At 71.8% G+C, this 22,563-nt stretch carries 20 protein-coding genes; 10 read left to right on the top strand and 10 right to left on the bottom strand.

Going from position 1 to position 22,563, the window contains the following annotated elements; genetic code table 11:
- Nucleotides 1–8 precede the first annotated feature (8 nt).
- Nucleotides 9–1,109, top strand: a complete 1,101-nt coding sequence (locus AB0I67_RS02220) for a saccharopine dehydrogenase NADP-binding domain-containing protein (RefSeq protein WP_357916205.1) — start codon at nt 9–11, stop codon at nt 1,107–1,109.
- Nucleotides 1,110–1,141: 32 nt separating this feature from the next.
- Here AB0I67_RS02220 and AB0I67_RS02215 read toward each other — a convergent pair whose 3' ends face one another.
- Together AB0I67_RS02215 and AB0I67_RS02210 are read right to left on the bottom strand one after the other, a co-directional pair.
- Entirely contained in the window at nt 1,142–2,161 is a 1,020-nt protein-coding gene (locus tag AB0I67_RS02215) for a polysaccharide deacetylase family protein (RefSeq protein WP_357916202.1), read from the bottom strand.
- Nucleotides 2,162–2,222: 61 nt separating this feature from the next.
- Nucleotides 2,223–2,972 carry an SAM-dependent methyltransferase gene (locus AB0I67_RS02210; RefSeq protein ID WP_357916199.1) on the bottom strand — a complete coding sequence of 250 codons (750 nt, stop codon included), beginning with the start codon at nt 2,970–2,972 and terminating at the stop codon, nt 2,223–2,225.
- A gap of 122 nt (nt 2,973–3,094) precedes the next feature.
- Between AB0I67_RS02210 and AB0I67_RS02205 the strand changes: the two genes are divergently transcribed.
- Nucleotides 3,095–5,278, top strand: coding sequence for an NADP-dependent isocitrate dehydrogenase (locus AB0I67_RS02205; RefSeq protein ID WP_357916197.1), 2,184 nt, complete (start codon nt 3,095–3,097; stop codon nt 5,276–5,278).
- 7 nt (nt 5,279–5,285) lie between these two features.
- Here the strand turns inward: AB0I67_RS02205 and AB0I67_RS02200 are convergent, their stop codons facing one another.
- Nucleotides 5,286–5,582, bottom strand: coding sequence for a DUF3017 domain-containing protein (locus AB0I67_RS02200; RefSeq protein ID WP_357916194.1), 297 nt, complete (start codon nt 5,580–5,582; stop codon nt 5,286–5,288).
- On the bottom strand, nt 5,569–6,687 hold the full coding sequence (locus tag AB0I67_RS02195; protein WP_357916191.1) for a citrate/2-methylcitrate synthase: 1,119 nt from the start codon (nt 6,685–6,687) through the stop codon (nt 5,569–5,571). The genes AB0I67_RS02200 and AB0I67_RS02195 overlap by 14 nt, the downstream gene beginning before the upstream one ends.
- 180 nt (nt 6,688–6,867) lie before the next feature.
- Between AB0I67_RS02195 and AB0I67_RS02190 the strand changes: the two genes are divergently transcribed.
- Both AB0I67_RS02190 and AB0I67_RS02185 read left to right on the top strand, forming a co-directional pair.
- Nucleotides 6,868–7,512, top strand: coding sequence for an FHA domain-containing protein (locus tag AB0I67_RS02190; protein WP_357916188.1), 645 nt, complete (start codon nt 6,868–6,870; stop codon nt 7,510–7,512).
- A gap of 62 nt (nt 7,513–7,574) precedes the next feature.
- Complete coding sequence (locus AB0I67_RS02185; protein WP_357916185.1) at nt 7,575–8,255, top strand: polysaccharide deacetylase family protein; 681 nt, start codon at nt 7,575–7,577, stop codon at nt 8,253–8,255.
- Here the strand turns inward: AB0I67_RS02185 and AB0I67_RS02180 are convergent.
- Nucleotides 8,200–9,288 (bottom strand): anhydro-N-acetylmuramic acid kinase, encoded by a 1,089-nt coding sequence (locus tag AB0I67_RS02180; RefSeq protein WP_357916182.1) that lies wholly within the window; start codon nt 9,286–9,288, stop codon nt 8,200–8,202. The genes AB0I67_RS02185 and AB0I67_RS02180 overlap by 56 nt on opposite strands.
- On the bottom strand, nt 9,289–10,839 hold the full coding sequence (locus AB0I67_RS02175) for a family 10 glycosylhydrolase (protein WP_357916179.1): 1,551 nt from the start codon (nt 10,837–10,839) through the stop codon (nt 9,289–9,291).
- Between the two features lie 83 nt (nt 10,840–10,922).
- On the opposite strand from AB0I67_RS02175, the gene AB0I67_RS02170 reads away from it, so the two are divergent.
- Entirely contained in the window at nt 10,923–12,359 is a 1,437-nt protein-coding gene (locus tag AB0I67_RS02170) for a glycoside hydrolase family 3 protein (RefSeq protein ID WP_357916176.1), read from the top strand.
- A 58-nt stretch (nt 12,360–12,417) separates the two neighbouring features.
- On the top strand, nt 12,418–13,278 hold the full coding sequence (locus AB0I67_RS02165) for a MurR/RpiR family transcriptional regulator (protein WP_357916173.1): 861 nt from the start codon (nt 12,418–12,420) through the stop codon (nt 13,276–13,278).
- Nucleotides 13,279–13,541: 263 nt separating this feature from the next.
- Here AB0I67_RS02165 and AB0I67_RS02160 read toward each other — a convergent pair whose 3' ends face one another.
- Both AB0I67_RS02160 and AB0I67_RS02155 read right to left on the bottom strand, forming a co-directional pair.
- Complete coding sequence (locus AB0I67_RS02160) at nt 13,542–14,060, bottom strand: GNAT family N-acetyltransferase (protein WP_357916170.1); 519 nt, start codon at nt 14,058–14,060, stop codon at nt 13,542–13,544.
- A 121-nt stretch (nt 14,061–14,181) separates the two neighbouring features.
- Complete coding sequence (locus AB0I67_RS02155) at nt 14,182–14,562, bottom strand: hypothetical protein (RefSeq protein ID WP_357916167.1); 381 nt, start codon at nt 14,560–14,562, stop codon at nt 14,182–14,184.
- A gap of 143 nt (nt 14,563–14,705) precedes the next feature.
- Here AB0I67_RS02155 and AB0I67_RS02150 point away from each other — a divergent pair, with 143 nt between their 5' ends.
- On the top strand, nt 14,706–15,179 hold the full coding sequence (locus AB0I67_RS02150; protein WP_357916165.1) for a DUF5946 family protein: 474 nt from the start codon (nt 14,706–14,708) through the stop codon (nt 15,177–15,179).
- Between the two features lie 127 nt (nt 15,180–15,306).
- Here the strand turns inward: AB0I67_RS02150 and AB0I67_RS02145 are convergent, their stop codons facing one another.
- Both AB0I67_RS02145 and AB0I67_RS02140 read right to left on the bottom strand, forming a co-directional pair.
- Nucleotides 15,307–16,353 (bottom strand): LacI family DNA-binding transcriptional regulator, encoded by a 1,047-nt coding sequence (locus AB0I67_RS02145; RefSeq protein WP_357916162.1) that lies wholly within the window; start codon nt 16,351–16,353, stop codon nt 15,307–15,309.
- A 42-nt stretch (nt 16,354–16,395) separates the two neighbouring features.
- Complete coding sequence (locus tag AB0I67_RS02140) at nt 16,396–16,524, bottom strand: hypothetical protein (RefSeq protein ID WP_357916159.1); 129 nt, start codon at nt 16,522–16,524, stop codon at nt 16,396–16,398.
- A gap of 191 nt (nt 16,525–16,715) precedes the next feature.
- Here AB0I67_RS02140 and AB0I67_RS02135 point away from each other — a divergent pair, with 191 nt between their 5' ends.
- Genes AB0I67_RS02135 through AB0I67_RS02125 form a run of 3 tightly spaced genes read left to right on the top strand, consistent with a single transcriptional unit; the run spans nt 16,716 to nt 22,563 of the window.
- The gene (locus tag AB0I67_RS02135; protein WP_357916156.1) at nt 16,716–20,825 is read left to right on the top strand and encodes an NEW3 domain-containing protein; all 4,110 of its coding nucleotides are present in this window, start codon (nt 16,716–16,718) and stop codon (nt 20,823–20,825) included.
- A complete protein-coding gene (locus tag AB0I67_RS02130; protein WP_357916153.1) occupies nt 20,822–21,664 on the top strand; it encodes a hypothetical protein in 843 nt (280 codons plus the stop codon). The genes AB0I67_RS02135 and AB0I67_RS02130 overlap by 4 nt, the downstream gene beginning before the upstream one ends.
- Nucleotides 21,664–22,563 (top strand): ROK family protein, encoded by a 900-nt coding sequence (locus AB0I67_RS02125; protein WP_357916151.1) that lies wholly within the window; start codon nt 21,664–21,666, stop codon nt 22,561–22,563. Before AB0I67_RS02130 ends, AB0I67_RS02125 begins: the two co-directional genes overlap by 1 nt.

Genomic DNA, 22,563 nt, shown 5'->3' with positions numbered 1-22,563 from the left:
CTGGCCAGGTGTTCGACATCGTGCTCTTCGGCGCCACCGGGTTCACCGGAGCCCTGACCGCTCGCTACCTGGCCAAGGCCGCTGGGCCTGAGGTGCGGTGGGCGGTGGCCGGGCGGGATCGGGGGAAGCTGGAGGCGCTGGGGCTCGGGGTGCCGGTGCTGGTGGCGGACGCGCGGGAGCCCGGGGAGCTGGCTCGCCGTACCCGGGTGGTGGCCACGACGGTGGGGCCGTACCTGGAGTACGGCGAGCCGCTGGTGAGGGCCTGCGCGGAGGCGGGGACGCACTACGTGGACCTGACCGGCGAGCCGGAGTTCGTGGACTGGATGTACCTGCGCTACGACGCGCTGGCGGCGAGCACGGGGGCCAAGCTGGTGCACGCGTGCGGGTTCGACTCGATCCCGTGGGACCTGGGCGTCCTGAACACGGTGAACCGGCTGCCGGAGGACGTGCCGATCAGGATCGACGGGTTCCTGCGCGGCAAGCTGGGCGCGTCGGGCGGGACGTTCGCCTCGGCGCTGGCGATGATGTCGCGGGTGCCGCAGATGGTGGAGGCGCACGGGCAGCGCAAGGCGGCCGATCCGGTGCCGGAGGGCCGGCGGGTGAGCTCGCGGCCCGGCGGGGTGCGGCACGTGGGCGGCTGGGCGCTGCCGATGCCGACGATCGACGTGCGGATCGTGGGCCGGTCGGCGCGGCTGCTGGACCGGTACGGGCCGGACTTCGCCTACCGGCAGTACTACGCGGTCAAGCGGCTGCCGCAGGCGGTGGCCGCGGTGGCGGGCGCGGCCGGGGTGGCGGCGCTGGCTCAGGTGCCGCCGGCGCGGGAGTGGCTGGCCAAGCGGTTGCCGCGCGGCACCGGGCCGTCGCCCGAGCAGCGGGCCCGGCACTGGTTCGAGGCCACGCTGGTCGGCCGGGGCGGCGGCGAGCGGGTGGTGACGCGGGTGTCCGGCGGCGACGCGGGCTACGACGAGACGGCGAAGATGCTCGCCGAGTCGGCGTTGTGCCTGGCCTTCGACCGGACCCCGGAGCGCGCGGGGCAGCTCACCACCGCGTCGGCGATGGGCGAGCCGCTGATCGAGCGCCTGCGCGCCGCCGGGATCCACTTCACCTGAGCCTGGACCCCGGCCGAGGTCCAGGCTCAGGGCTAGTAGGCCAGGGCCTTGGTGGTGAAGGTCTTGCGCAGGAACGGCACCTTGAACTTGGGGAAGGCCACCGTCGCCGGGTTGCCGTCCGAGGTGTAGCGCATGTCCGGGTTGGCCTTGAGCCAGTCGAGCCACGCCGTCGAGCAGAACTGCGAGCAGTCGCCCTTCTTGTCCATCGCCTTGATCCGCGGGATGTTGAGCGCGTCGTAGCTCTTGCTGAAAGGCGCCTGCGCCGGGGTGTAGCCGGCGAGGAAGACGCCCTGGTGCTCGTAGCCGTCGCCCTTCTGCGCCCACGCCTGCTTGCGCGGCTGGTTGCCGTACGGCAGCGCCAGCGTGACCGGCTTGTGGGACACCAGGTCGCCGACCATCTTGCCGATCGAGCCGAGCTGCTTGGACACCTCGTCCTGGGAGCGGGTGCGCAGGTTGACGTGGTCGAGCGTGTGATTGCCGATGTCGAACCCGTTGTCCTTGAGCCACAGCAGCGTCTGGGCCTGTTCCTCCCTGGTGGTCTTGCCGAACATGTCCCGGGTCACGTAGAAGGTCGCCACCGGCCGGAAGCCGGGGTGCTTGGCGGCCGCCTCGCGCAGGATGGCGACGGCGGTGTCCTTCTTCGGCACGCCCATCTCGTCCAGCGTGAGCTGGGAGGGCGAGGAGTCGTCGAAGGTCAGCACCACCGGGTGCTTGCCCGCCGGGATGTCGATCTTCCCGGTGACGTACTCGGCCGCGGTGATGGGCACGTACCCGTCGGCGGCCAGCCGGTCCAGGTCGGCCCTGAACTTGGCCGGCGTGCGGTCGTCGTCACTGCCCGGCTTGTCGACGATCCTGTGATACATGAGCACCGGGATCTGCCCGAGCTCGTTCGCCTTCACCTTCGCCGCGGCGGCGGCAGCGGCCTTCGCCGCCGCCGCGTCCTTGGCCTGTTTGACCTTCGCCGCGTCCTGTTGCGGAACCGCCTGTGTCGCCACCTGTGAACTGCATCCGCTCACCAGGGCGACGGCCACGATCATGATCCGTGCGCGCATGAGAGACCCCCCGACTACTCCATGTGCCGGAGGTTCTACCCAGAGCTACCCCATAGATCACTTACGGCTTGCGGGCGACTCCGGCCGACAGTCCCAGCCGCTCGATCTGGGCGGCCAGCTCGGGCAGTTCCGGCCGCCACTGCGGCACGTCCACCAGGCCGGGTTCGAGCACCTCGAAGTCGCCGAAGAAGTCGAGGATCTCCTTGCGGGTGCGGACGCTGAGCGGGGCGTTGGTCCGCTTGTAGACGTTCACCCCGTCGTAGTCGCCCTCCTCGTCCCAGGTGCCGTGGGTCAGGGCCAGGAAGCTGCCGGGGGCGAGCCGCTCGCGGAAGGTCGCGACCAGATCGTGGGCGCCTTCAGGCAGGAAGTGCAGGATCGCGATGAACAGCACGCCGACCGGGCGGTCGAAGTCGAGGTGCCGGGCGGCCTCCGCCAGGACCGTCTTCGCCTGCCGTACGTCCTCCTGGAGCAGGACCGCGCCGGTGTTCTCCAGCAGGGCGCGGCCGTGCGCGGCCACGACCGGGTCGTGGTCGACGTAGACGACCTTGGCCTCGGGGCCGGCGATCTCGTGCACGTTGCCCGCGGCGGGCAGGCCGGTGCCGAGGTCGAGGAACTGGTCGATCCCGGCCTCGCGCATCACCCGGACGGCCCGTCCCAGGAAGGCGCGGTTCTCCCGCGCCATGGTCTTGATCTCGGGGAAGGTCTCCAGGACCTGCTCGGCCGCGACCCGGTCCACCTCCAGGTGGTCCTTGCCACCGAGGTAGTAGTCGTACATGCGGGCCACGCTGGGGGTCGTGAAGTCGATCTCCACTGCGCCTCCTCGTCTCACTCGGGAGCCTAGCCGCAAATGATCGAATACCGGGCTGTCGCAGCGAAGCCCGCCACCGGATATCTTGATGTCAAGCAATCTCGCATACGTGGAGCGGAAATCCCGTGACTGATTCGACCATCATTTACACGCATACCGACGAGGCCCCTGCCCTGGCGACGTACTCGTTCCTGCCTGTGATCCAGGCGTATGCCTCCACTGCCGGGGTGCGGGTGGAGAGCCGCGACATCTCCCTGGCTGGGCGGATCATCGCCAGTTTCCCCGAGCGGCTGACCGAGGAGCAGCGCATCGGCGACGCGCTGGCCGAGCTGGGTGAGCTCGCCAAGACGCCCGAGGCGAACATCATCAAGCTGCCCAACATCTCCGCGAGCATCCCGCAGCTCAGGGCGGCCGTCGCCGAGCTGCGCGAGCAGGGCTACGACCTGCCGGACTACCCGGAGAACCCGCAGACCGACGAGGAGCGCGACATCCGCGCCCGCTACGACAAGGTCAAGGGCAGCGCGGTCAACCCGGTCCTGCGCGAGGGCAACTCCGACCGCCGCGCCCCCGCGAGCGTGAAGGCCTACGCCAAGGCCCACCCGCACCGCATGGGCAAGTGGAGCGCCGACTCCAAGACCAACGTCGCCCACATGACCGCCGACGACTTCCGCTCCACCGAGCAGTCGGCGATCGTCGAGCGGGCCGGCGCCCTCAGCATCGAGCTGGTCACCCCCGAGGGGACCAGCGCGCTGCGCGAGCCGGTCAAGGTGCAGGAGGGCGAGATCGTCGACGCCGCCGTGATGCGCGTCGCCGCCCTCCAGGAGTTCCTCAAGGCGCAGGTCGCCCGGGCCAAGGAGGAGGGCGTGCTGTTCAGCGTGCACCTCAAGGCCACCATGATGAAGGTCTCCGATCCGATCATCTTCGGTCACGTCGTGCGCGCCTTCTTCCCGAAGACCTTCGCGAAGTACGGCTCGCAGCTCAACCCCAACGACGGCCTGGGCGGCATCCTCAAGGACGCGAGCGACGAGGTCAAGGCCTCCTTCGAGGCCGAGCTCGCCGAGGGCCCTGCGCTGGCGATGGTCGACTCCGACCGCGGCATCACCAACCTGCACGTGCCGAGCGACATCATCGTCGACGCCTCGATGCCGGCCATGATCCGCCAGTCGGGTCACATGTGGGGCCCCGACGGCAACGAGGCCGACACCCTCGCCGTCATCCCCGACAGCAGCTACGCCGGCATCTACCAGGTCGTCCTCGACGACTGCCGCGCCAACGGCGCCTACGACCCGGCGACCATGGGCTCGGTGCCCAACGTCGGCCTCATGGCGCAGAAGGCCGAGGAGTACGGCAGCCACGACAAGACCTTCGAGATCCCGGCCGCCGGCGTGGTCCGCGTCAGCGACCAGGACGGCAACGTGCTCTTCGAGCACGAGGTCGGCAAGGGCGACATCTGGCGCATGTGCCAGACCAAGGACGCCCCCGTCCAGGACTGGATCAAGCTGGCCGTCACCCGCGCCCGCGCGACCGGCGACCCCGCGGTCTTCTGGCTCGACGCCGAGCGCGCGCACGACGCCAGCCTGATCAAGAAGATCGACGCCTACCTGCCGCAGCACGACACCGAGGGTCTCGACCTCCGCGTGCTGGCCCCGGTCGAGGCGATCAAGGTCTCCCTGGAGCGCATCCGCCGCGGCGAGAACACCATCTCGGTCACCGGCAACGTGCTGCGCGACTACCTGACCGACCTGTTCCCGATCCTGGAGCTGGGCACCAGCGCCAAGATGCTCTCGGTGGTCCCGCTGATGAACGGCGGCGGCCTGTTCGAGACCGGCGCCGGCGGCTCGGCGCCCAAGCACGTGCAGCAGCTCGTCAAGGAGAACTACCTGCGCTGGGACAGCCTGGGCGAGTTCCTGGCGCTCGCGGTCAGCTTCGAGCACCTCGCGCAGAGCACCGGCAACGCCCGCGCGCAGATCCTGGCCGACACCCTCGACCGGGCGACCGCGACGCTGCTCAACGAGAACAAGTCGCCGGCCCGCAAGCTCGGCAGCATCGACAACCGCGGCAGCCACTTCTACGTGGCCCTCTACTGGGCCCAGGAGCTGGCCGCGCAGAACGACGACGCCGAGCTGGCCCAGGCCTTCAGCGCGCTGGCCAAGACGCTGGCCGAGCAGGAGGAGACCATCGCCGGCGAGCTGCTCGCCGTGCAGGGCTCCCCCGTCGACCTCGGCGGCTACTACCAGCCCGACCCGGCCAAGGCCGAGGCCGTGATGCGCCCGTCGAAGACCTTCAACCAGGCGCTCGCCGGCCTGTAACCGCTGTTCAGGGCCCGCCCAGCAGCTTCAGCAGGGCGGGCTTCAGCACGTGGCCGAACTCCATGAACAGGGCCACGCCCACGAGGCCGGCGCCGAGCAGGCTCGTCACGATCATGTCCGCGCGCCGGCTCCGGACCGCCAGTTGCCCGCCGTACCCCGCGAAGCGCAGCGCGGCGGCGACGAGGAGCACCGAGCCGAGGGCGAACGCGCCCCACTCAGCGTCCACGAAGAAGATCCCGAGCAGGGCGACGCCCGCACCCGCCGTCACCAGCGGGTACGGGCCCCAGGTCTCATCGCTCGTCAATAGGCTTCCACTTCTGGTCTCGCTCGCCGATGTACTCGCTGTCCGGCCTGATCAGGCGGTTGTCCGCGTGTTGCTCGATCACGTGGGCCGTCCAGCCCGACATCCGGCTGACCGAGAAGACCGGCGTGAACAGGTCCGTCGGGATGCCGAGGTAGTGGTAGACCGAGGCAGCGTAGAAGTCGACGTTGGGGTAGAGGCCCTTCGTCTCGAAGACGACCTCCTCCATTTCCTTCGACATACGGTAATACTTCGGGTCGCCTGAGGCCGACAGTTCCTCCGACATCCGGCGCAGGTGGGTGGCCCGCGGGTCCTCGGTCTTGTAGACGCGGTGACCGAAGCCCATGATCTTCTCGCCGGCGGCGAGCTTCTCCCGGACCGTCTCGGCGACACGGCCTTCCTCGATGGACTCCAGCGTCTTCATGACCTGCTCGTTGGCGCCGCCGTGCAGCGGGCCCTTGAGCGTGCCGATGGCCGCGACGATCGCCGAGTGCATGTCCGAGAGCGTCGCCGCGCAGACGCGGGCGGCGAAGGTCGAGGCGTTCATCGTGTGGTCGGCGTGCAGCACCAGGCACTCGTCGAACAGCTCGACGTGCCGCGGTTCCGGCCGGCGGCCGGTCACCTGCAGCAGGAAGTTGCCCGCGATGCTCAGCTCGGGGTCGGGATCGGGTACGGCACGGCCGTTGCGCGCGGCGTGGTAGCGCGCGACCAGCAGGGGCTGCTGGGCCACCAGCCGGGCCGCCTTGCGCAGGTTGGCGTCCGGCTCGATGGAGTCCTTGTCGGGGTCGTCGGCCCCGGCGAGCGAGACCAGCGAGCGCAGCGCCTCCATGGGCTTCTGCTTCTCGGCGATCTCCTCGACGTTCTGCGCTACCAGCGCGCCCAGCTCGCGGCCGCGCACCAGTTCCTCGCCGTATCCGGCCAGGTCCTGCCTGGTGGGCAGCTTGCCGCGCTGCAGCAGGTAGGCGGTCTCTTCGAAGCTCGCGCGGCCGCCCAGATCGTGGATGTCGTATCCGCGGTAGAAGAGGCGACCGGCCTTCCCGTCGATGTCGCTCAGCGCGGTGGACGCGGCGACGACATCGGCGAGGCCTTTGGTGGGCTTGTCCGCCATAAGTGGATCCTCCGCTTATCTCGCTCGAAGTCTACCGGTGAGCAGGCAAAACCGACGGAGACGCCCCACGCCAATTTCACGCGGGATTCTCCTTATGGCAAAGGCGATTCCCCATCGCCCCGTCTGGGTAAGCCGGAGCTGTAGCGAAAGTAATGGCAGCCTTCCCAAGGAGGAACCGCCGTGGAGGGGCCCTTCATTCGCATCGAGGACACCGGCGACGTGGTCCCGTTGCGCCCCGAGATCACGACGGTCGGGAGGGGCCGGGGGGTGGACATCCGGCTCACCGACCCGAGCGTGTCTCGGCTCCACGCCGAGTTCGTGCGCCGCGGACCCTACCTGTACGTCGTTGACCTGGGCCTGTCCCGCAACGGCACGCGGGTGAACGGCAGGCCGATCGCCCGGAGGGTCCTCGACGACGGCGACGTCGTCTCCTTCGGCGCGGCCCGCTGCCGGGTCAACGGCATCCCGCGCGAGGACTTCGCGCCCGAGGTGGAGCTGCGCCGGGCCGCCGCTCCCGAGCTGACCAGGCGCGAGGTGGACGTGCTCACCTCGCTCTGCCGGCCCGCCCTCTCGGACGAGGCCTTCGTCGCGCCGGCCACCGCACGGGAGATCGCCGACGACCTCGTCGTCACCGAGGCCGCCGTCAAGCAGCACCTGCTGCGGCTCTACCAGAAGTTCCGCATCCCGGAGGGCACCAACCGGCGCACGCGCCTGGCCAACGAGGTCGTGGCGCTGGGGCTGGTGCGGCCGACCCCCGTGGTGCCGCCGCAGCGCTCGGCGGGCGCGACCCCGGAGTCGCAACCGGTAGGACGTCGCGCTTCCTGAGAACCTTTCGGGACTTGCGCGCATCACACCAGTAGGGGCGGGATTCCTACTGGGGGTAATGAATGCGACTGCTGGTCGCCGGAACGCTTTGCGCTGCCGTTTTCCTGTACGGCTCGGCAGCGCACGCGACCGTCAAGAAGCGCGTGGACTGCAAGGTCGACAAGTGCGTGGCGCTCACGTTCGACGACGGTCCCAGCGTGCACACCGGCCGGCTGCTCGACCTGCTGGAGAAGCACGGCGCCCGCGCCACGTTCTTCGTGACCGGGCAGAACACCCGCGGCAACCACCGGCTGCTGCGGCGGATGGTCCAGGAGGGCCACGAGATCGGCACGCACACCCAGAACCACCCGGATCTGACCAGGTTGTCGGCCACCCGGGTGAAGAAGGAACTGCACGGCCCGATCCCGGACATCGAGGCGGCCGGAGCGCGCGTGACGCTGGCCCGCCCGCCGTACGGGGCGACCAACGCGAAGGTGCGCGGCGTCATGCGGGAGATGGGGCTCGTCCAGGTGCTGTGGGACGTCGATCCGCAGGACTGGCTGGTCCGCGACGCCCGGCGGGTGGCCGGGCGCATCCTCAAGCAGACCGGCCGGGGCGAGGTGGTGCTCGCCCACGACATCCACAAGACCACCGTGGACGCGATGCCCAAGGTGATCAAGGCGCTGCAGAAGCGCGGCTACCGCCTGGTCACCGTGTCAGAACTGCGCGGACTGGTGCCTCCGCTACCGGCTCCGGAATCTTGAGCGGTCCCGCGCCCGGGGTGATCGTGCCCAGGACGCGCGGGCCGGACGCGCCCGTGCAACTGGGCACGGTGGCCGGCAGCCCGTGCGCGGTCAGCCAGCCGAACAGCGAGAAGGCGATCGCCTCCTTCTCGTCGGCGAACGGGCTCACCGTCGCCTCGGCGCTCACCCGGTCGCGGAGCATCCCCATCAGCGTGGGATTGCGCGCCCCGCCGCCCGAGACGACGACGCCGGCCAGGTCGTGCCGCCTGACCTCCGCGGCCACCGTCTCGGCGGTCAGCGCGGTGAGCGTCGCGACCAGGTCCGCCTGCGGCAGCCCGGTCGGCAGGTAGTCGGGGGTGAACAGCTCCTTGCCGGTGCTCTTGGGCGGCTCCAGCCGGTAGTACGGCTCCTCCAGCAGCTTGGCCAGCAGGTCCTGCCGTACCTCCCCCGCCGCCCCGAGCGCCCCGTCCCGGTCGTACGGCGGAGCCGCCGCGTCGATGAGCGCGCACCCGGGCCCGGTGTCATACGCCAGGGCGGCGTCCCGCACGGTGAGGTTGGCGATGCCGCCGATGTTCAGCGCGCCCCAGCGGGGCGGCAGCATGAGGAGGTCGAGGTAGGAGACCAGCGGCGCACCCTGGCCGCCGGCGGCGACGTCGCGAGCCCGCACGTCGGAGACGACCGGCGTGCCGGTGCGCTCGGCGATCCACGCCGGCTGGCCGAGCTGGAGCGTGCCGTACACGCGCCCGTCCTCGACCCAGTGGAACAGCGTCTGCCCGTGCGAGCAGATGAGGTCGACGTCCCGGCCTTCGGCGGCCTGGACGGCCGCCTCGGCGAAGGCCTGCCCGATCAGGGTGTCGAGCGCGCAGACCTCCGCCAGGTCCACCCGGCCCGGCGGCAGCGCCCGCAGGATGCGGGCCCGCAGCTCGGGCGGGTAGGGCAGCTCCCCGGCCTGCTCGACCACCCCGGTCAGGACGCCGTTGTCCAGTGACCAGTCCACGACGGCACTGTCGATCCCGTCGTGGGAGGTGCCCGAGATCAGGCCGAGGACGCGCATCTAGAAGATCACCCGGTGTCCGTTGCTGGGCCGGCTCACCCGGTTGGCGCGGTCGACGGCGAGCGCGTAGTAGTACTGCCCGCGCTTGCCCTCCGGGTCGGTCCAGGTGATGTGCCGGTCGCCCGGGAGCACCGCGACCAGGTTGGCGGCGTTCTCGAACTGCTCGGCGGAGGGCCGGGAGTCGAAGCGGAAGACGGCGAACTGGAACGGCTCCTGCGGGCCCGTGGCCACCACCTTCACCTCGACGCCGCCCGACGTGGTGCGGGCCTGGGCGACGACCGCGCGGTGCGGACGCCGGCCCGAGGCGAGCCGCGGCAGCACCGGCGACAGCGCCGGCCGCTGGTAGTGGTCGGCCACGGCCGTGGTGATCGAGGTGAGCCGGTCGGCGCGCACGTCACCGGCGCTGAACCAGATGTCGCCGGTGATCTGCGGGTGGCTCTGGTTGAGCGTGAGGTGCTTGGACAGCTCCTTCGGGTCCTGCCACTGCGGCGCCTGCGCCGGGTCGCCCGCCTTGTAGGCGGCCTGGCCGATCCACAGCAGCGTGCCGGTGCCGTCGGCCACGTCGGACCACCACGGCACCAGCTTGGCGTAGTCGGCCGGCGGCTGGCCGATGTACCAGTAGAGCTGCGGCGCGATGTAGTCGAGCCAGCCCTTCTTCACCCAGCCGCGGGTGTCGGCGTGCAGGTTGTCGTACGACTGGCCGCCGTTGGTGTCCGAGCCGAGCGGGTCGGTGCCCTTGTTGCGCCAGATGCCGCTCGGGCTGATGCCCCACGCGATCTCCGGCTTGGAGGCCAGCACGCGCTGCTGCATCTCCTGGACCATGAGGTCGACGTTGTTGCGCCGCCAGGCCGCCAGGTCCGGGAAGCCCGCCCCGTACTTCGCGAACGCCTCGGCGTCGTTGAAGGCGGTGGAGTTGGTCGGGTAGAAGTAGTCGTCGAAGTGCAGGCCGTCGAGGTCGTAGTTCTCGATGGCGTGCATCATCGCGTCCTGGCAGAACTTGCGCACCTCGGGCATGCCCGGGTTGTAGTAGAGCTTGCCGCCGAAGGGCAGGATCCACGTCGGGTTCTTGCGGCCCGGGTGGTCGGGGTGCAGCTTGTTCGGGTCGGCCTGCATCGAGACGCGGTAGGGGTTGAACCACGCGTGCAGCGACAGGCCGCGCTTGTGCGTCTCCTCCACGGCGAAGCCCAGCGGGTCGTAGCCCGGGTCCTGGCCCTGCGTGCCGGTGATGTACTGCGACCACGGCTCGTACGGCGAGGGCCAGAAGGCGTCGGCGGTGGGCCGGATCTGCAGGAAGATCGAGTTCAGCTTGCGCTGTTCGGCCAGGTCGAGCCAGGCCAGGTACTCCGCCTTCTGCTCGTCGACGGTCAGTCCCGGCTTCGACGGCCAGTTGATGTTGAGCACCGAGGCGATCCACATGCCGCGCATCTGGCGCAGCGGCGGCGTCCAGGCCGCCGTCTCTGCGCTCGCCTGGGTCGCGGAGAACGGAACGGCGGTGGCCGCGGCGGCGAGGGCGAGGCCGCGGAGTACGGTGCGTCGGGAGGGCGCGCTCATCGTGAACTCCTGGGGGGTGTTGTCATCGAGGGTGACGATGACAGAAAATTACCTTCCGATCAATATTGATGAAGGAAAATGTCATGCTGAGCCGGCTGGCCCTGACCGTCCTGCAACCCGGATTCGACGGCACCACCGCGCCCGACTGGCTGCGCCATGCGCTGGACCAGGGGCTGGGCGGCGTCGTGCTGTTCGCGCGCAACCTGCCCCGGCGCGAACTGGTCGACCAGATCCGGGCGGCCAACCCGGACACGATCGTCGCCGTGGACGAGGAAGGCGGCGTGGTCACCCGGCTCGAAGCCCGCGAAGGCAGCTCCTTCCCCGGCAACCGGGCCCTCGGCGTGGTGGACGACCTCGCGCTCACCGAGCGGGTCGGGCGGGAGATCGCCACCATGCTCGCGGCCTGCGACATCACCCTCAACTACGCGCCCTCGGTGGACGTCAACGCCAACCCGGCCAACCCGGTGATCGGTGTGCGGTCCTTCGGGCCCACCGCCTCGCTGGTCTCGCGGCACGGGGCCGCCTGGATCCGGGGGCATCAGGGGGCGGGGGTGGCGGCTTGCGCCAAGCACTTTCCGGGGCATGGCGACACGGTCACCGACTCGCACCTTGCTTTGCCCACCGTGCACGCTTCCTTGGACACCTTGCTCGAGCGCGACATCGCTCCTTTCGAGGCGGCGATTGCCGCAGACGTAAAAGCCATCATGTGCGGACATTTGCTGATTCCGGCGCTTGATCCCTCGGGGCCGGCGACGCTCAGCCGTACCACCCTGACCGGCCTCCTGCGTGACCAGCTCGGCTTCGACGGGCTGCTCGTCACCGACGCCATCGAGATGCGCGCCGTGGCCGCCCTGCACTCCCCCGGCGACATCGCCGTCCGCGCCCTCGCCGCCGGCGCCGACGCCATCTGCGCCGGCCTGGTCACCGAGGACGAGCTCTACGCCCTCCGCGACGCCATCGTCGCCGCCGTCCGCAGCGGGGAACTCTCCGAGGAACGCCTCGCCGAAGCCGCTGCCCGCGTCGAAACCCTCGCCTCCTGGTGGACCAAACACCCCCGCCCCGCCGTCCCCCTCGGTGGACCTCCCGCGACTCCCGGGGAGGGCGAGCCCGCCGGGGCCTATGCCGCCCGGGCCGCCCTGGAGATCACCGGCACCACCCGTCTGGCCGCCCCACCCCTGGTCGTCGAGATCAGCCCCCGCCACAACCAGGCCGTCGAGCCAGGCACCCCCACCGGCCTCACCGTCGCCCTCGCCGCCCGCCTCCCCGGCACCGACCACATCCGCGTCCCCCTGGGCGCCCCCCTCCCCACCCTCGACGACCGCCCGGTGGTGCTCCTCGTGCACGACACCGCCCGCCACGAGTGGGTACGGCAGGCGTTGTCCGACCTCGTCACCCAACGCCCCGACGCGATCGTCGTCGAGACCGGCATCCCCGACCACCCCATCGGCGCCACCTACATCGCCACCCACGGCCTGTCGCGCGTCGGCGCCGAGGCGGTCGCCGACTGGCTCACCACATGACCCGTTCCACCCCCACCGCCCCCCGCGACCCGGCCACGAGGTCGACGAAGGAGACCTCATGACGGAACCCGCCAACCCGGTGAGCGCGGTGCGTGCCGTACTCCCCTCCCTGACGCCCGCCGCCCAGTCCATCGCCCGGATAATCCTGGACGACCCCGGCGTGGTGGTGCGCAGCACGATCACCGAGTTCAGCGCCATCTCGGGCACCAGCGAGGCCACCATCGTCCGTACCGCCCGGGCGCTGGGCTACTCCGGCTACTCCCAGCTCCGCTTCGCCCTGGCCGCCGCCGTCGCCCGGGACCAGCCCGAACGCCTCGTCCCCGGCGACCTGGGCCCCGACGACCCCCTCACCGACGTCATCGCCAAGGTCACCCGGGCCGAGTCCGACGCCCTGGCCGACACCGCTGCCCAGCTCGACCCCGACGAACTGGGCGCCGTCGTCACCGCCATCACCACCGCCCGCCGCGTGGACGTCTACGGCGTCGGCACTTCGGGCCTGGTCGCCACCGACCTGTCCCAGAAGCTCATGCGCATCGGCCTGTCCAGCCGCCCCTTCAGCGACGCCCACCTGGCCCTCACCAGCGCCGCCCTCCTCCAGCCCGGCGACGTCGTGGTCGCCGTCAGCTACAGCGGCGAGACCACCGACGTCCTCGTGCCCGTCCGCACCGCCAAGAAGGCCGGGGCGCTCATCGTGGCCATCACCAACAACCCGCGCTCCTCGCTGGCCCTTCTGTCCGACCACGCCCTCATCTCGGCCGGACGGGAAACCTCCTTCCGGCCTGGGGCGCTGGCCAGCCGGATCAGCCAGCTCCTCATCGTGGACTGCATCTTCGTCGGACTGGCCCAGCGCACCTACGACACCGCCGAAGCCGCCCTCAAGGCCACCCGCGAAGCCCTCGAAACCTTCCGCGGCCGCTGACCCCCGAAAAGCTGGGCCGTCGGGTGGGGCGCGCTTCGCGCGTTCCGGCTCGGGCTCCTCTCCTGGGGGAGCCAAGCTCCCCCACACCCCCTATCCGGGGGCCTCCCGGCCCCCGGACCCCCGAGTGCGGGGCGGGTTCCGGAGGGGCTGTGTTTTGAGGATTGGCCGTGGACTCATGGCTGGCCGGGCAGAGGTTGGCCGGCTCGGCAGCCGTACGTCTCGAGGGCTTGAGAACGGCACCGTCCGGTACTGGGAGGGCTCGGTTACGGGGTGGGATGGGGTAGGCGGTAGCCGAGCATTGGCCACAGTTCGTCCTTGGCCTCGTGGGTCTTGTCGCGTTGGGGGTCGCGGTGGAAGCCGGCGTTCAAGGCCACCTGTTGGGAGGGGAGGTTGTCGCGGTGGGCGCGGAGCCACAGTTCCCTCAGACCCACCTCGCGGAAGGACCAGGCGGTGAACAGCCTGACGGCTCGGGTGGCTACGCCGCGGTGGCGGGCGGTGGGGGCTACCCAGTAGGAGAGCTCCCCGACCTGTCCGTCGTGGCGGAGGGCGATGTTGCCCAGGCGGTGGCCGGTGGTGGAGTCGCAGATGAGGAAGCCCTCCTCGGTGGTGGACTCGCGCATGCGGAAGATCGCTGCCTGGACCTCGGCGGCGGTCAGGGTGGGCGGGTCGGTCGTGAACCGTTGGATGAGCGGGTCGCGGACGGTCTCGGCGTACCAAGCGGCGTCCTCGTCGGTCCACTCCCGTAGCCGGATCACGCCGTCGTCCAGGTCGCGGTCGGTCATGGGGGCACCCTGTCAGACGGAGGTTCGCCGTTTCGGTCGAAGGTGGAAGGCGGAAGGCCGGAGGCCGAGGGCGGGCTGGCCGTACGGCTTGGGGCTGGCCAAGGGGTGGCCGGCCGTACGGCTAGGGCTTGGCGAGGCCGCAGTCGGGCATGCCGGAGGTCTTGGTGACCTTGATGTTGTCCAGGGACATCCAGCCGCGCAGGGAGGTGCCCTTGACGCCGGTGTGGACCCACATCTTGCCGTACTCGTTGGTGGTCCAGCAGAAGAAGAGGAGGACGGCGCCCTGGTGGAGTTTGGTGACGGTGCCGCAGCGCTTGCCGGAGTACGGGCCCTTCTTGAGGTTGTAGGAGCCGCGCATGACGCCCCAGCCGGGGTCGAGGTTGGAGACGGCGGGGCGGTTGCAGCCGGGGGCGGCTGGCTGGGAGGAGGTGGCGGCGGCGGCCGGGAGGGCGGTGAGGGTGAGCGTTGCGGCGGCGGCGAGGGTGATCAAAGGGAGTCTCATGATGGGTGAGATGCGTGGGGGTGGGTTGTGGTTCGGGGCAGTTTGCGGGGAGCGGTCGATTCTCGGTTGCGTGGGGTGGGCGGGTGGGGCTGGACTAGGCGAGATGGCTTTCCCGCGGATACGGGTGGGCGGAGGAGGACGCTGTGGGTGAGGGTGAGCGGGCTGGGTGTGAGTGCGGGGCCCGGGGGGCTTGCGTGGAGTACTACCACGCGATCTTGTCTGAGGAGCATCTTGATCCGGTGATGTCCCGGTGGCATGGGCCGGTGGTGTGTGCCTATCTGTTGCAGCATCCGGATCAGGGGCATCCGAAGTACCTGGACAGTCAGTTCCGGCAGTTGCAGTTCTTTCTTGACCAGGGGTTGGAGGCGCTGCATCGGGTGGCGGCGCATCAGGTGGCGCGGAACAACCATCGGGTTCGGGCGGGGTGGGATGAGGAGCCGTTGAAGGGATACGCGGCGCTTCCGGAGGGGCGGCCGGCGGGGTTCGGGGCCGCGTTCTGTGAGTTGCCGGTCAAGGACGGGAGCATGGTGCCGGACGGGCATGAGGCTTACGGGCGGCGGATCGAGGCCATCGCTCGGGCGACGGTCGAGGGGTGGCTCGCCATCGCCCCACGCTGACCGGTCGAGGCGGGCTCGCCACCGCCACCCGCTAAATGGTCGGCTCGCCGTCGCCGCCCCGGTGACCGGTGGGGTGACCGCGCGGACCTGCGGGGGCGCGAAGGGGTGGCTGGTAGGGGCAGAGGGCTCAGTTGGTCGGGGGTGCCTCTCCTGAGCCCCGAGGGATGAGGCGGACTGGGATGCGGAGTTCGCGGGGTTCGCGGGTCGGGTCGGCGAGGCGCTTGGCGAGGAGGTCCATGGCGGCATCGCCGATGGCGACCGGGTCCTGCGCGATGACGGTGAGGCCGGGGCGGAGCAGCTCGGCGAGTTCGAGGTCGTCGAAGGCGACCACGGCGGGCTGCTCGGGGCGGCCGGCGAGGTGCTTGAGGACCTCTGCGGTGATGCGGTTGTTGCCGGTGACCAGAGCGGTGACCGGGTCGGATGGGTCGAACATGGTACGGAGCGCGGCGGCGACGAAGTCGGGGCCCGGGCTGCCGAGCCGTACCTCGTGCTCGTTGACGGGCACGTCGTGCCCGGCCATGGTGGCGCGGAAGCCGGCGACCCGCTCGCGGGCGGTGAAGACGGCCGGGTCGTCGCCGAGGTAGCCGATCCGGCGGTGGCCGTGGTGGAGCAGGTGCTCCACGGCCAGGCGGATGCCGGCGGCGTTGTCACTGAGTACGGCGTCGCAGGCGATGCCCTGCGCGGGGCGGTCGACGGCGCAGATGGCCAGGCCCTCGGCGATGTCGGGCAGGAGGTAGTCCTGGCGCTTGGCGATGGGGGCGAGGATGAGGCCGTTGGGGCGGCGGGCGGTGAAGCCCAGGGCGACCTGGCGCTCGCGGGCCGGGTCGTCGTGGGAGGAGCCGATCATGACGACCAGTTCGTCCTCCTCGGCGCGGTGCTCGACGGCCCGGCCGATGGCGGCGAAGAAGGGGTCGGCGATGTCGCGGACGACGAGGCCGATCGCCTGGGTGCGGCCCTGGCGGAGTTCGCGGGCGCCCTCGTTGCGGCGGTAGCCGAGGCGGCGGATGGCTTCCTGGACGCGTTCGAGCGTGTCGGGGGCGACGGTGGTTTCGCCGTTGACGACGCGTGAGACGGTCTTGAGGGCCACTCCGGCGGCCTCGGCCACGTCCTTCATGGTCGGGCGGCGGTGCAGGGCTGACAACGTTATCCCTATCTGCGAGCTGTTGTTGCTCATGGTAACGGGCTGGGGATGACAGCGTTGTCAGGTTTGCGAAGGTCAGGCGGGCGAGGGGCGGCGCTCGGGGTGCCCGCCGTGGCTGGAGAAGGCGGTGGAGGCGGTACAGATGGGGTGCTCCAGCAGCGGGGTGGTGGCGAAGGTGGTGGTTCCCGGCGGCGACGGCGGCATCGAGCGGCCGGCTGGGCCGGGAGCCCCGGCGGACGAGGGACGTCAGAGTCACGTGCCCCGGCGGACGATGGACAGCAGGGGCGGATGAACCGGCGGACGGTGAACGTCAGAGCTCCAAATGACAACGTTGCCATTCACCGATCAAGGCCCTAGTGTGGCGGTCGTCAGACCCGTACAGTCAGGGAGTCCCCGTGCCTTTTCGCCTGCTGTCCGCCACCTCCACCGACCTGTTCGTCGGCACGGAAGCGGAGCCGTACCAGGTCTTGAGAGTCACCGTCGAACCGGCAGGCCAGGACGTCGAGCTGGAGGTCCGGGGTGAGGGGGTCAGGACGGCGAGGCCGGTGGTCGTGCCCGCGGGGGTGGGCACGGTCGAGGTCCCGTTGCGGATCGACCGGCCGGCGGGCGAGGTCGTGTCCTGCGTTGTCACCGCCGGCGGCGAGAGCCTCGACGCGGAGGTGAGGGTCGAGGAGCCGGGCTGGACCATGTACCTGGTCTCGCACTTCCACTACGACCCGGTCTGGTGGAACACGCAGGCGGCCTACACCAGCCCGTGGGAGTTCCTGTCCGGGGACGCCAGCACCCGGCCGCTGTGGGAGCGCAACGCGTTCGCGCTGGTCGAGGCGCACATCGAGCTGGCGTTGCGCGACCCTGACTACAAGTTCGTGCTCGCCGAGATCGACTACCTGAAGCCGTTCTTCGACACCCATCCCGAGCGCCGCGCCGACCTGCGCAAGCTGATGGCCGACGGCCGGGTGGAGCTGATGGGCGGCACCTACAACGAGCCGAACACCAACCTGACCGGCGCGGAGACGACGATCCGCAACATCGTCTACGGCATCGGCTACCAGCGCGACATCCTGGGCGGCGACCCGAGAACCGCCTGGCAGCTCGACGCGTTCGGGCACGACCCGCAGTTCCCCGGCTACCTGGCCGCGGCGGGGCTGACCGGCAGCGCCTGGGCGCGCGGTCCGTTCCACCAGTGGGGCCCGATCAGCAAGAACTTCAAGGAGGCCAAGAACGACGCCACCTTGATGCAGTTCCCGAGCGAGTTCGAGTGGATCTCGCCCTCGGGCTTGGGCGTGCTCACGCACTACATGCCCGCGCACTACTCGGCGGGCTGGTGGATGGACTCCTCGCCGTCGCTGGAGGAGGCGCTGAGCGCGGTCTTCGAGCTCTACCAGGCGCTCAAGCCGGTCGCGGCGACCAAGAACATCCTGCTCCCGGTCGGCACGGACTACTCGCCGCCGAACAAGTGGGTCACCGAGATCCACCGCTGGGTCGCCGACCGGTACGTGTGGCCGCGCTTCGTCTGCGGCACGCCGCGCGACTTCCTCGATGCCGTGACCGCCGAGCAGGCCACCTTCAGCCCGCAGACGCGCGACATGAACCCGATCTACACGGGCAAGGACGTCTCCTACATCGACACCAAGCAGGCCCAGCGCGCCGCGGAGGTGGCCGCGACCGACGCCGAGAAGCTGGCGGCCTTCGCCTCGCTGCTCGGCCTGGGCCGCTACCCGCACGCCGCGCTGGACAAGGTGTGGCGGCAGCTCGCCTACGGCGCCCACCACGACGCGATCACCGGCTCGGAGTCCGACCAGGTCTACATCGACCTGCTCACCGGCTGGCGCGAGGCCCACGACCTGGCCACGGACGCGCGGGACCGCGCGCTCGACGCGCTGACCGCGCAGATCTCCGTGGACGGCCGCAGCGTCGTGGTCACCAACACCTTGTCCTTCGCCCGTGACGGCCTGGTCCGGGTTCGGCCGGCGCCGGGCCTGACGGTCGAGGGCGAGGCGCTGCTGGAGGACGGCGTGCTGACCTTCCTCGCCCGCGAGGTGCCCTCGATGGGCTGGCGCACCTACCCGCTGGTCGAGGGCACGCCCGGCGGCTGGGAGCCGGCGGAGGGCTCGGTCGTCGAGAACGAGCGTTACCGCGTCACGGCCGACCCGGCGCGCGGCGGCACGCTCAGCTCGGTGCTCGACCTCGCCGCCGGCCAGGAGCTGCTCACCGGCCAGGGCAACGAGCTGCGCCTGCACGCCGAGTACCCGCAGCACCCGGACATGGGCGAGGGCCCTTGGCACCTCATCCCGACCGGCGAGGTCAGCGGCTCGGCCGAGCGCCCGGCGACGGTCCGGCGGGAGCGGTCCGCGCTCGGCGAGCGCCTGATCATCACCGGCGAGCTGGACGAGCTCGCCTACGAGCAGATCGTCACCCTCTGGGCCGGGTCCGACAAGGTGGACTTCACCACCCGCGTGCTCGACTACACCGGCGCCGACCGGCTGCTCCGGGTGCGCTTCCCGGCCGCGGTCCCCGGCGCGCTGCCGGTCTCGGACGTGGCCGGAGCGGTGATCGGCCGCGGCTTCGCCCTGCCGGAGGCCGACGCCGCCGAGCACCCCTGGACCCTCGACAACCCGGCCAACACCTGGTTCGGGCTCTCCTCCACCGCGCGGGTCGAGCTCGGCGAGGCCGGCGCCCGCGCGATCGGCGTGGCCGAGGTGGTCGTGCCCGCGCTGGCGGACGCGCCCGCCGCCCGCGACCTGGTCGTCGCGCTGGCCCGCGCCGGCGTCACCGCCACCACCTCCAGCGCGCCCGGCTCCCGGTACGGCTGGCTCGACGTCGACTCCAACCTGCCCGACGTGCGCATCATCCTCGGCGGCCCGGAGCACAACCCGCTGGCCGCCGAGCTGCTCGGCCAGGTCTCCCCCGCCTTCGCCGAGACGCTCGCCGCCGAGGGCCGGGTCTGGGTGCCGGCCGAGCGGCCCCTGGCGGAGGTGTGGCAGCCCAGCGCCGACCTGCGCGGCCTGCGCTCGCTGCCGGCGCTCATCGTCGCCGACGCGGCCGAGCTGGTCGCCGACCTCGACGACGCGCGGATCGCCGCCACCTGCCCCGAGGGGAGCGAGGTGCTGGAGGACCGGACGGTCGCGCTGCTCACCTACGGCCTGCCGGGGTTCGCGGTCGATCCGTCGGGGGCGCTGCACCTGTCGCTCATGCGCTCGTGCACGGGCTGGCCGTCGGGCGTCTGGCTCGATCCGCCTCGCCGTACCACGCCGGACGGTTCGGGGTTCCAGCTCCAGCACTGGACGCACGAGTTCGCCTACTCGCTGGTCGGCGGCGCGGGCGACTGGCGTGAGCTCAATCTGCCGGCCGCCGGGCAGGAGTACATCACGCCGCTGCTGCCGCGCCTGGTCGACGGGCCGGGCGGCGACCTGCCCGCGACGCACTCGCTGCTGCGCGTCGATCCGGCCCGTGACGTGCTGGTCAGCACGGTCAAGGCCGCCGGCAACCCGCACGCGCACGGCCTGGCCGCCGACGCCGCCGACGGGGTGACGTTGCGCCTGGTCGAGTCCACCGGGCTCGGCGCGCGGGCCGCGCTGCACTCGCCGGTGCTCCCGGTCGGCTCGCTGCTCGCCTCCGACCTGCTGGAGAACCGGGGCGGGCCGGCCTCGTTCGAGCTGGCCGGATCGGAGGTGGCCACCTACCTCGCGCCCGTGCCGCTCACCGCCGAGGGCGAGGAGCTCGGGCTCACCGCCGAGGCCGCCCAGCCGGTCTACAGCCGCTACTGGCTGCACAACAAGGGGCCCGCGCCGCTCGGCTACCTGCCGGTCTCCGTGGCGATCACGCCCGGCCTGGTCACCTCCGCCGAGCCGTTCGAGGCCGAGGTGGTCGTCGCCTCGCACCTGGTCGACGCCGCGCACGAGGGCGTGGTCACGCTGGAGGCGCCCGCCGGCTGGAGCGTCAGCCCGGCTCAGCGCGCCTTCCGCGTCGAGCCGGGCGGGCACCTGCGCTTCCCGGTCACCGTCACCCCGGCTCCCGGTGCGGGCGGGCTGCACTTCGTCGCCGCGCGCACCGACTTCGCCGGGCAGAGCGTCGAGGACGTGCTCACCGTCGCCCTCGGGCCCGTCCCAGAGCTTCCGGTGCCCGGGCCGGTCCCGGAGGACGCCGTGGCCGCCCAGGGCACCCGGCTCGACACCGCCCGGCCCACCGGGCTCGTCGTCACCTCCGTGACCGACTCGCTGACCCTCCGTCCCGGCTCCTCCGCCACCGTCGGCGTACGGCTGGCGAACACGAGCGCCGGGCCGATCCGCGGCGAGGCGCAGCTCGCCTCGCCGTGGGGGACGTGGGAGATGTTGCCGTCGGTCGTCCAGGGCTTCACCGTCGAGGCCGGGGAGAGCGTCGAGGTGGCCTTCCCGGTCGAGGTGCCGCTGGACATGGCCGCCGGGCACTCGTGGGCGCTGGTGAAGGTCATGTGGTTCGGCCGCTGCCAGTACGCGCCCGTCGTCCGGCTGGAGGTCACCCGATGAGTCATGGGCACGGGCATGGACATGGGCACGGGCATGACCACGATCCCGGGTACGTCCCGGTGCGCACCCGGCCGCCCGCGACCGGCGCGGCCACCGCGCCCGGTGTCGGCCCGGTCATCGGCTGGGTGAACGGCCACCCGATCCCCCGCCTGCCGCTCGACCGGCGCCTCGCCGACCTGCGCGAAGGTCCCCTGCACGCCGCGCTGCCCACCCCCGGCAGCGCGGAGGACCGGCAGCTCGCCCGCTGGCTGACCCAGGTCATCCTCACCGAGCTGGTCTGCGAGGACGAGGCCCGGGCGCTCGGCCTCACCCCCGCCGAACTGCCGCCGCTCGACCGCCTGGCCGCGGTCGAGCTCGGCTCGATCAACGCCTCGGCGGTCAACGGCAACCCGTGGGTGCGCGCCCTGTACGAGCACGTGCCGGCCCAGGTGCCCGCCGCCTGGCAGCAGCCCGAGGCCGCGCCCGCGACGGCCGCGCTGCGGATCCGGCACCGGCTCTACGCCGCGCCCCCGCCCGAGGGCGTCGCCGAGGACGACCTCGACGACCTGGGCGTCACCGCCCTCGGCACGCTGCCCGCCGCCATCGCCGCGGAGCTGGACCGCCTGCCGTACGGGACCCTGGCCGGGCCGGTGGCCGACCACCTCGGCTGGCACCTCGCCGTCGCCCGTCCCGCTCCCCCAGCCGGTACGGCGGAGCCGGACGCGGGCCTCGGCGAGGCCGCCCGGCGGCGCACGTTCGCCCAGTGGCTCGACACCCTGCGGGCCGAACGGGTCGAACTCGTGCCCGGCCTGGAGCATCCCGGCGATCCCCGCCAGCCCGACAACCACCACAAGCACTGATGGACTGCGTCCTCGCCCTCGACATCGGCGGCACGAAGCTGGCCGGCGCCCTGGTCGACCCCGCCGGGACCGTGCTGCGGTCCGCGACGCGGCCGACCCCGGCGGCGGACGTGCTGGGCACGCTGGCCGATCTGGTCGCCGAGCTGCTGCCCGGCGCCACCCCCCGCGCGGTCGGCATCGGCTGCGCGGGCCCGCTGGACCTGGCCACCGGGGCGGTCAGCCCGGTCAACATCCCGAGCTGGCGCGGCTTCCCCATCCGGGACGAGCTCGCCGCGCTCACCGGCCTGCCCGCCGTCCTGGCCGGGGACGCGCAGTGCTTCGCGCTCGGCGAGCACTGGGTCGGCGCGGGACGCGGGGCGGCCTCGCTGCTCGGCGTCGTCGTCTCGACCGGGATCGGCGGCGGGTTCGTGCTCGGCGGCGTCCCGCTGCTCGGGCCCACCGGCAACGCCGGGCACGTCGGGCACATGAGCGTGGACCCGTACGGCGAGCCGTGCGACTGCGGCGGCCGAGGCTGCGTGGAACGGTACGCCAGCGGCCCCAACCTGACCCGCTGGGCCCTGGCCGCCGGCTGGCAGCCGCCCCGCGACCGGCCCGATGCCCGGGACCTGGCCAAGGCGGCGGCGAACGGCGACTCGATCGCGCTGGCCGCCTTCGAGCGGGGCGCGCGGGCGCTCGCCGCGATGATCGTCTCGGCGGCCGCCGCGGTGGACGTGCGGACCGTGGTGATCGGCGGCGGCGTGGCCGGCGCAGGCGAGATCCTCTTCGCCCCGCTCCGCAAGGCCCTCGACGACCTCAGCGGCCTGGCCTTCCTCCGCTCGGTGGAGGTGGCCCCGACCACGCTCGGCGTGCGAGCCGGCCTGGCCGGGGCCGCGAAACTGGCCTGGTCGGCCGTGGCCTGA

Origin of the sequence: Nonomuraea sp. NPDC050310 (assembly GCF_040655795.1) — a bacterium.
Classification (GTDB): domain Bacteria; phylum Actinomycetota; class Actinomycetes; order Streptosporangiales; family Streptosporangiaceae; genus Nonomuraea.
Note: the sequence above shows the minus strand (reverse complement) of the source record. Positions and strands in the feature narration are given on the sequence as shown.

Bases quoted from the DNA above. Each gene is read 5' to 3' on its own strand.
- AB0I67_RS02130 (WP_357916153.1), top strand. From the start codon at position 20,822: ATGAGTCATGGGCACGGGCATGGACATGGGCACGGGCATGACCACGAT.
- AB0I67_RS02165 (WP_357916173.1), top strand. From the start codon at position 12,418: ATGACGGAACCCGCCAACCCGGTGAGCGCGGTGCGTGCCGTACTCCCC.
- AB0I67_RS02175 (WP_357916179.1), bottom strand. From the start codon at position 10,839: ATGAGCGCGCCCTCCCGACGCACCGTACTCCGCGGCCTCGCCCTCGCC.
- AB0I67_RS02170 (WP_357916176.1), top strand. From the start codon at position 10,923: ATGCTGAGCCGGCTGGCCCTGACCGTCCTGCAACCCGGATTCGACGGC.
- AB0I67_RS02160 (WP_357916170.1), bottom strand. From the start codon at position 14,060: ATGACCGACCGCGACCTGGACGACGGCGTGATCCGGCTACGGGAGTGG.
- AB0I67_RS02180 (WP_357916182.1), bottom strand. From the start codon at position 9,288: ATGCGCGTCCTCGGCCTGATCTCGGGCACCTCCCACGACGGGATCGAC.
- AB0I67_RS02215 (WP_357916202.1), bottom strand. From the start codon at position 2,161: ATGCGCGCACGGATCATGATCGTGGCCGTCGCCCTGGTGAGCGGATGC.
- AB0I67_RS02195 (WP_357916191.1), bottom strand. From the start codon at position 6,687: ATGGCGGACAAGCCCACCAAAGGCCTCGCCGATGTCGTCGCCGCGTCC.
- AB0I67_RS02140 (WP_357916159.1), bottom strand. From the start codon at position 16,524: ATGCCGCCGTCGCCGCCGGGAACCACCACCTTCGCCACCACCCCGCTG.
- AB0I67_RS02185 (WP_357916185.1), top strand. From the start codon at position 7,575: ATGCGACTGCTGGTCGCCGGAACGCTTTGCGCTGCCGTTTTCCTGTAC.
- AB0I67_RS02145 (WP_357916162.1), bottom strand. From the start codon at position 16,353: ATGAGCAACAACAGCTCGCAGATAGGGATAACGTTGTCAGCCCTGCAC.
- AB0I67_RS02125 (WP_357916151.1), top strand. From the start codon at position 21,664: ATGGACTGCGTCCTCGCCCTCGACATCGGCGGCACGAAGCTGGCCGGC.
- AB0I67_RS02155 (WP_357916167.1), bottom strand. From the start codon at position 14,562: ATGAGACTCCCTTTGATCACCCTCGCCGCCGCCGCAACGCTCACCCTC.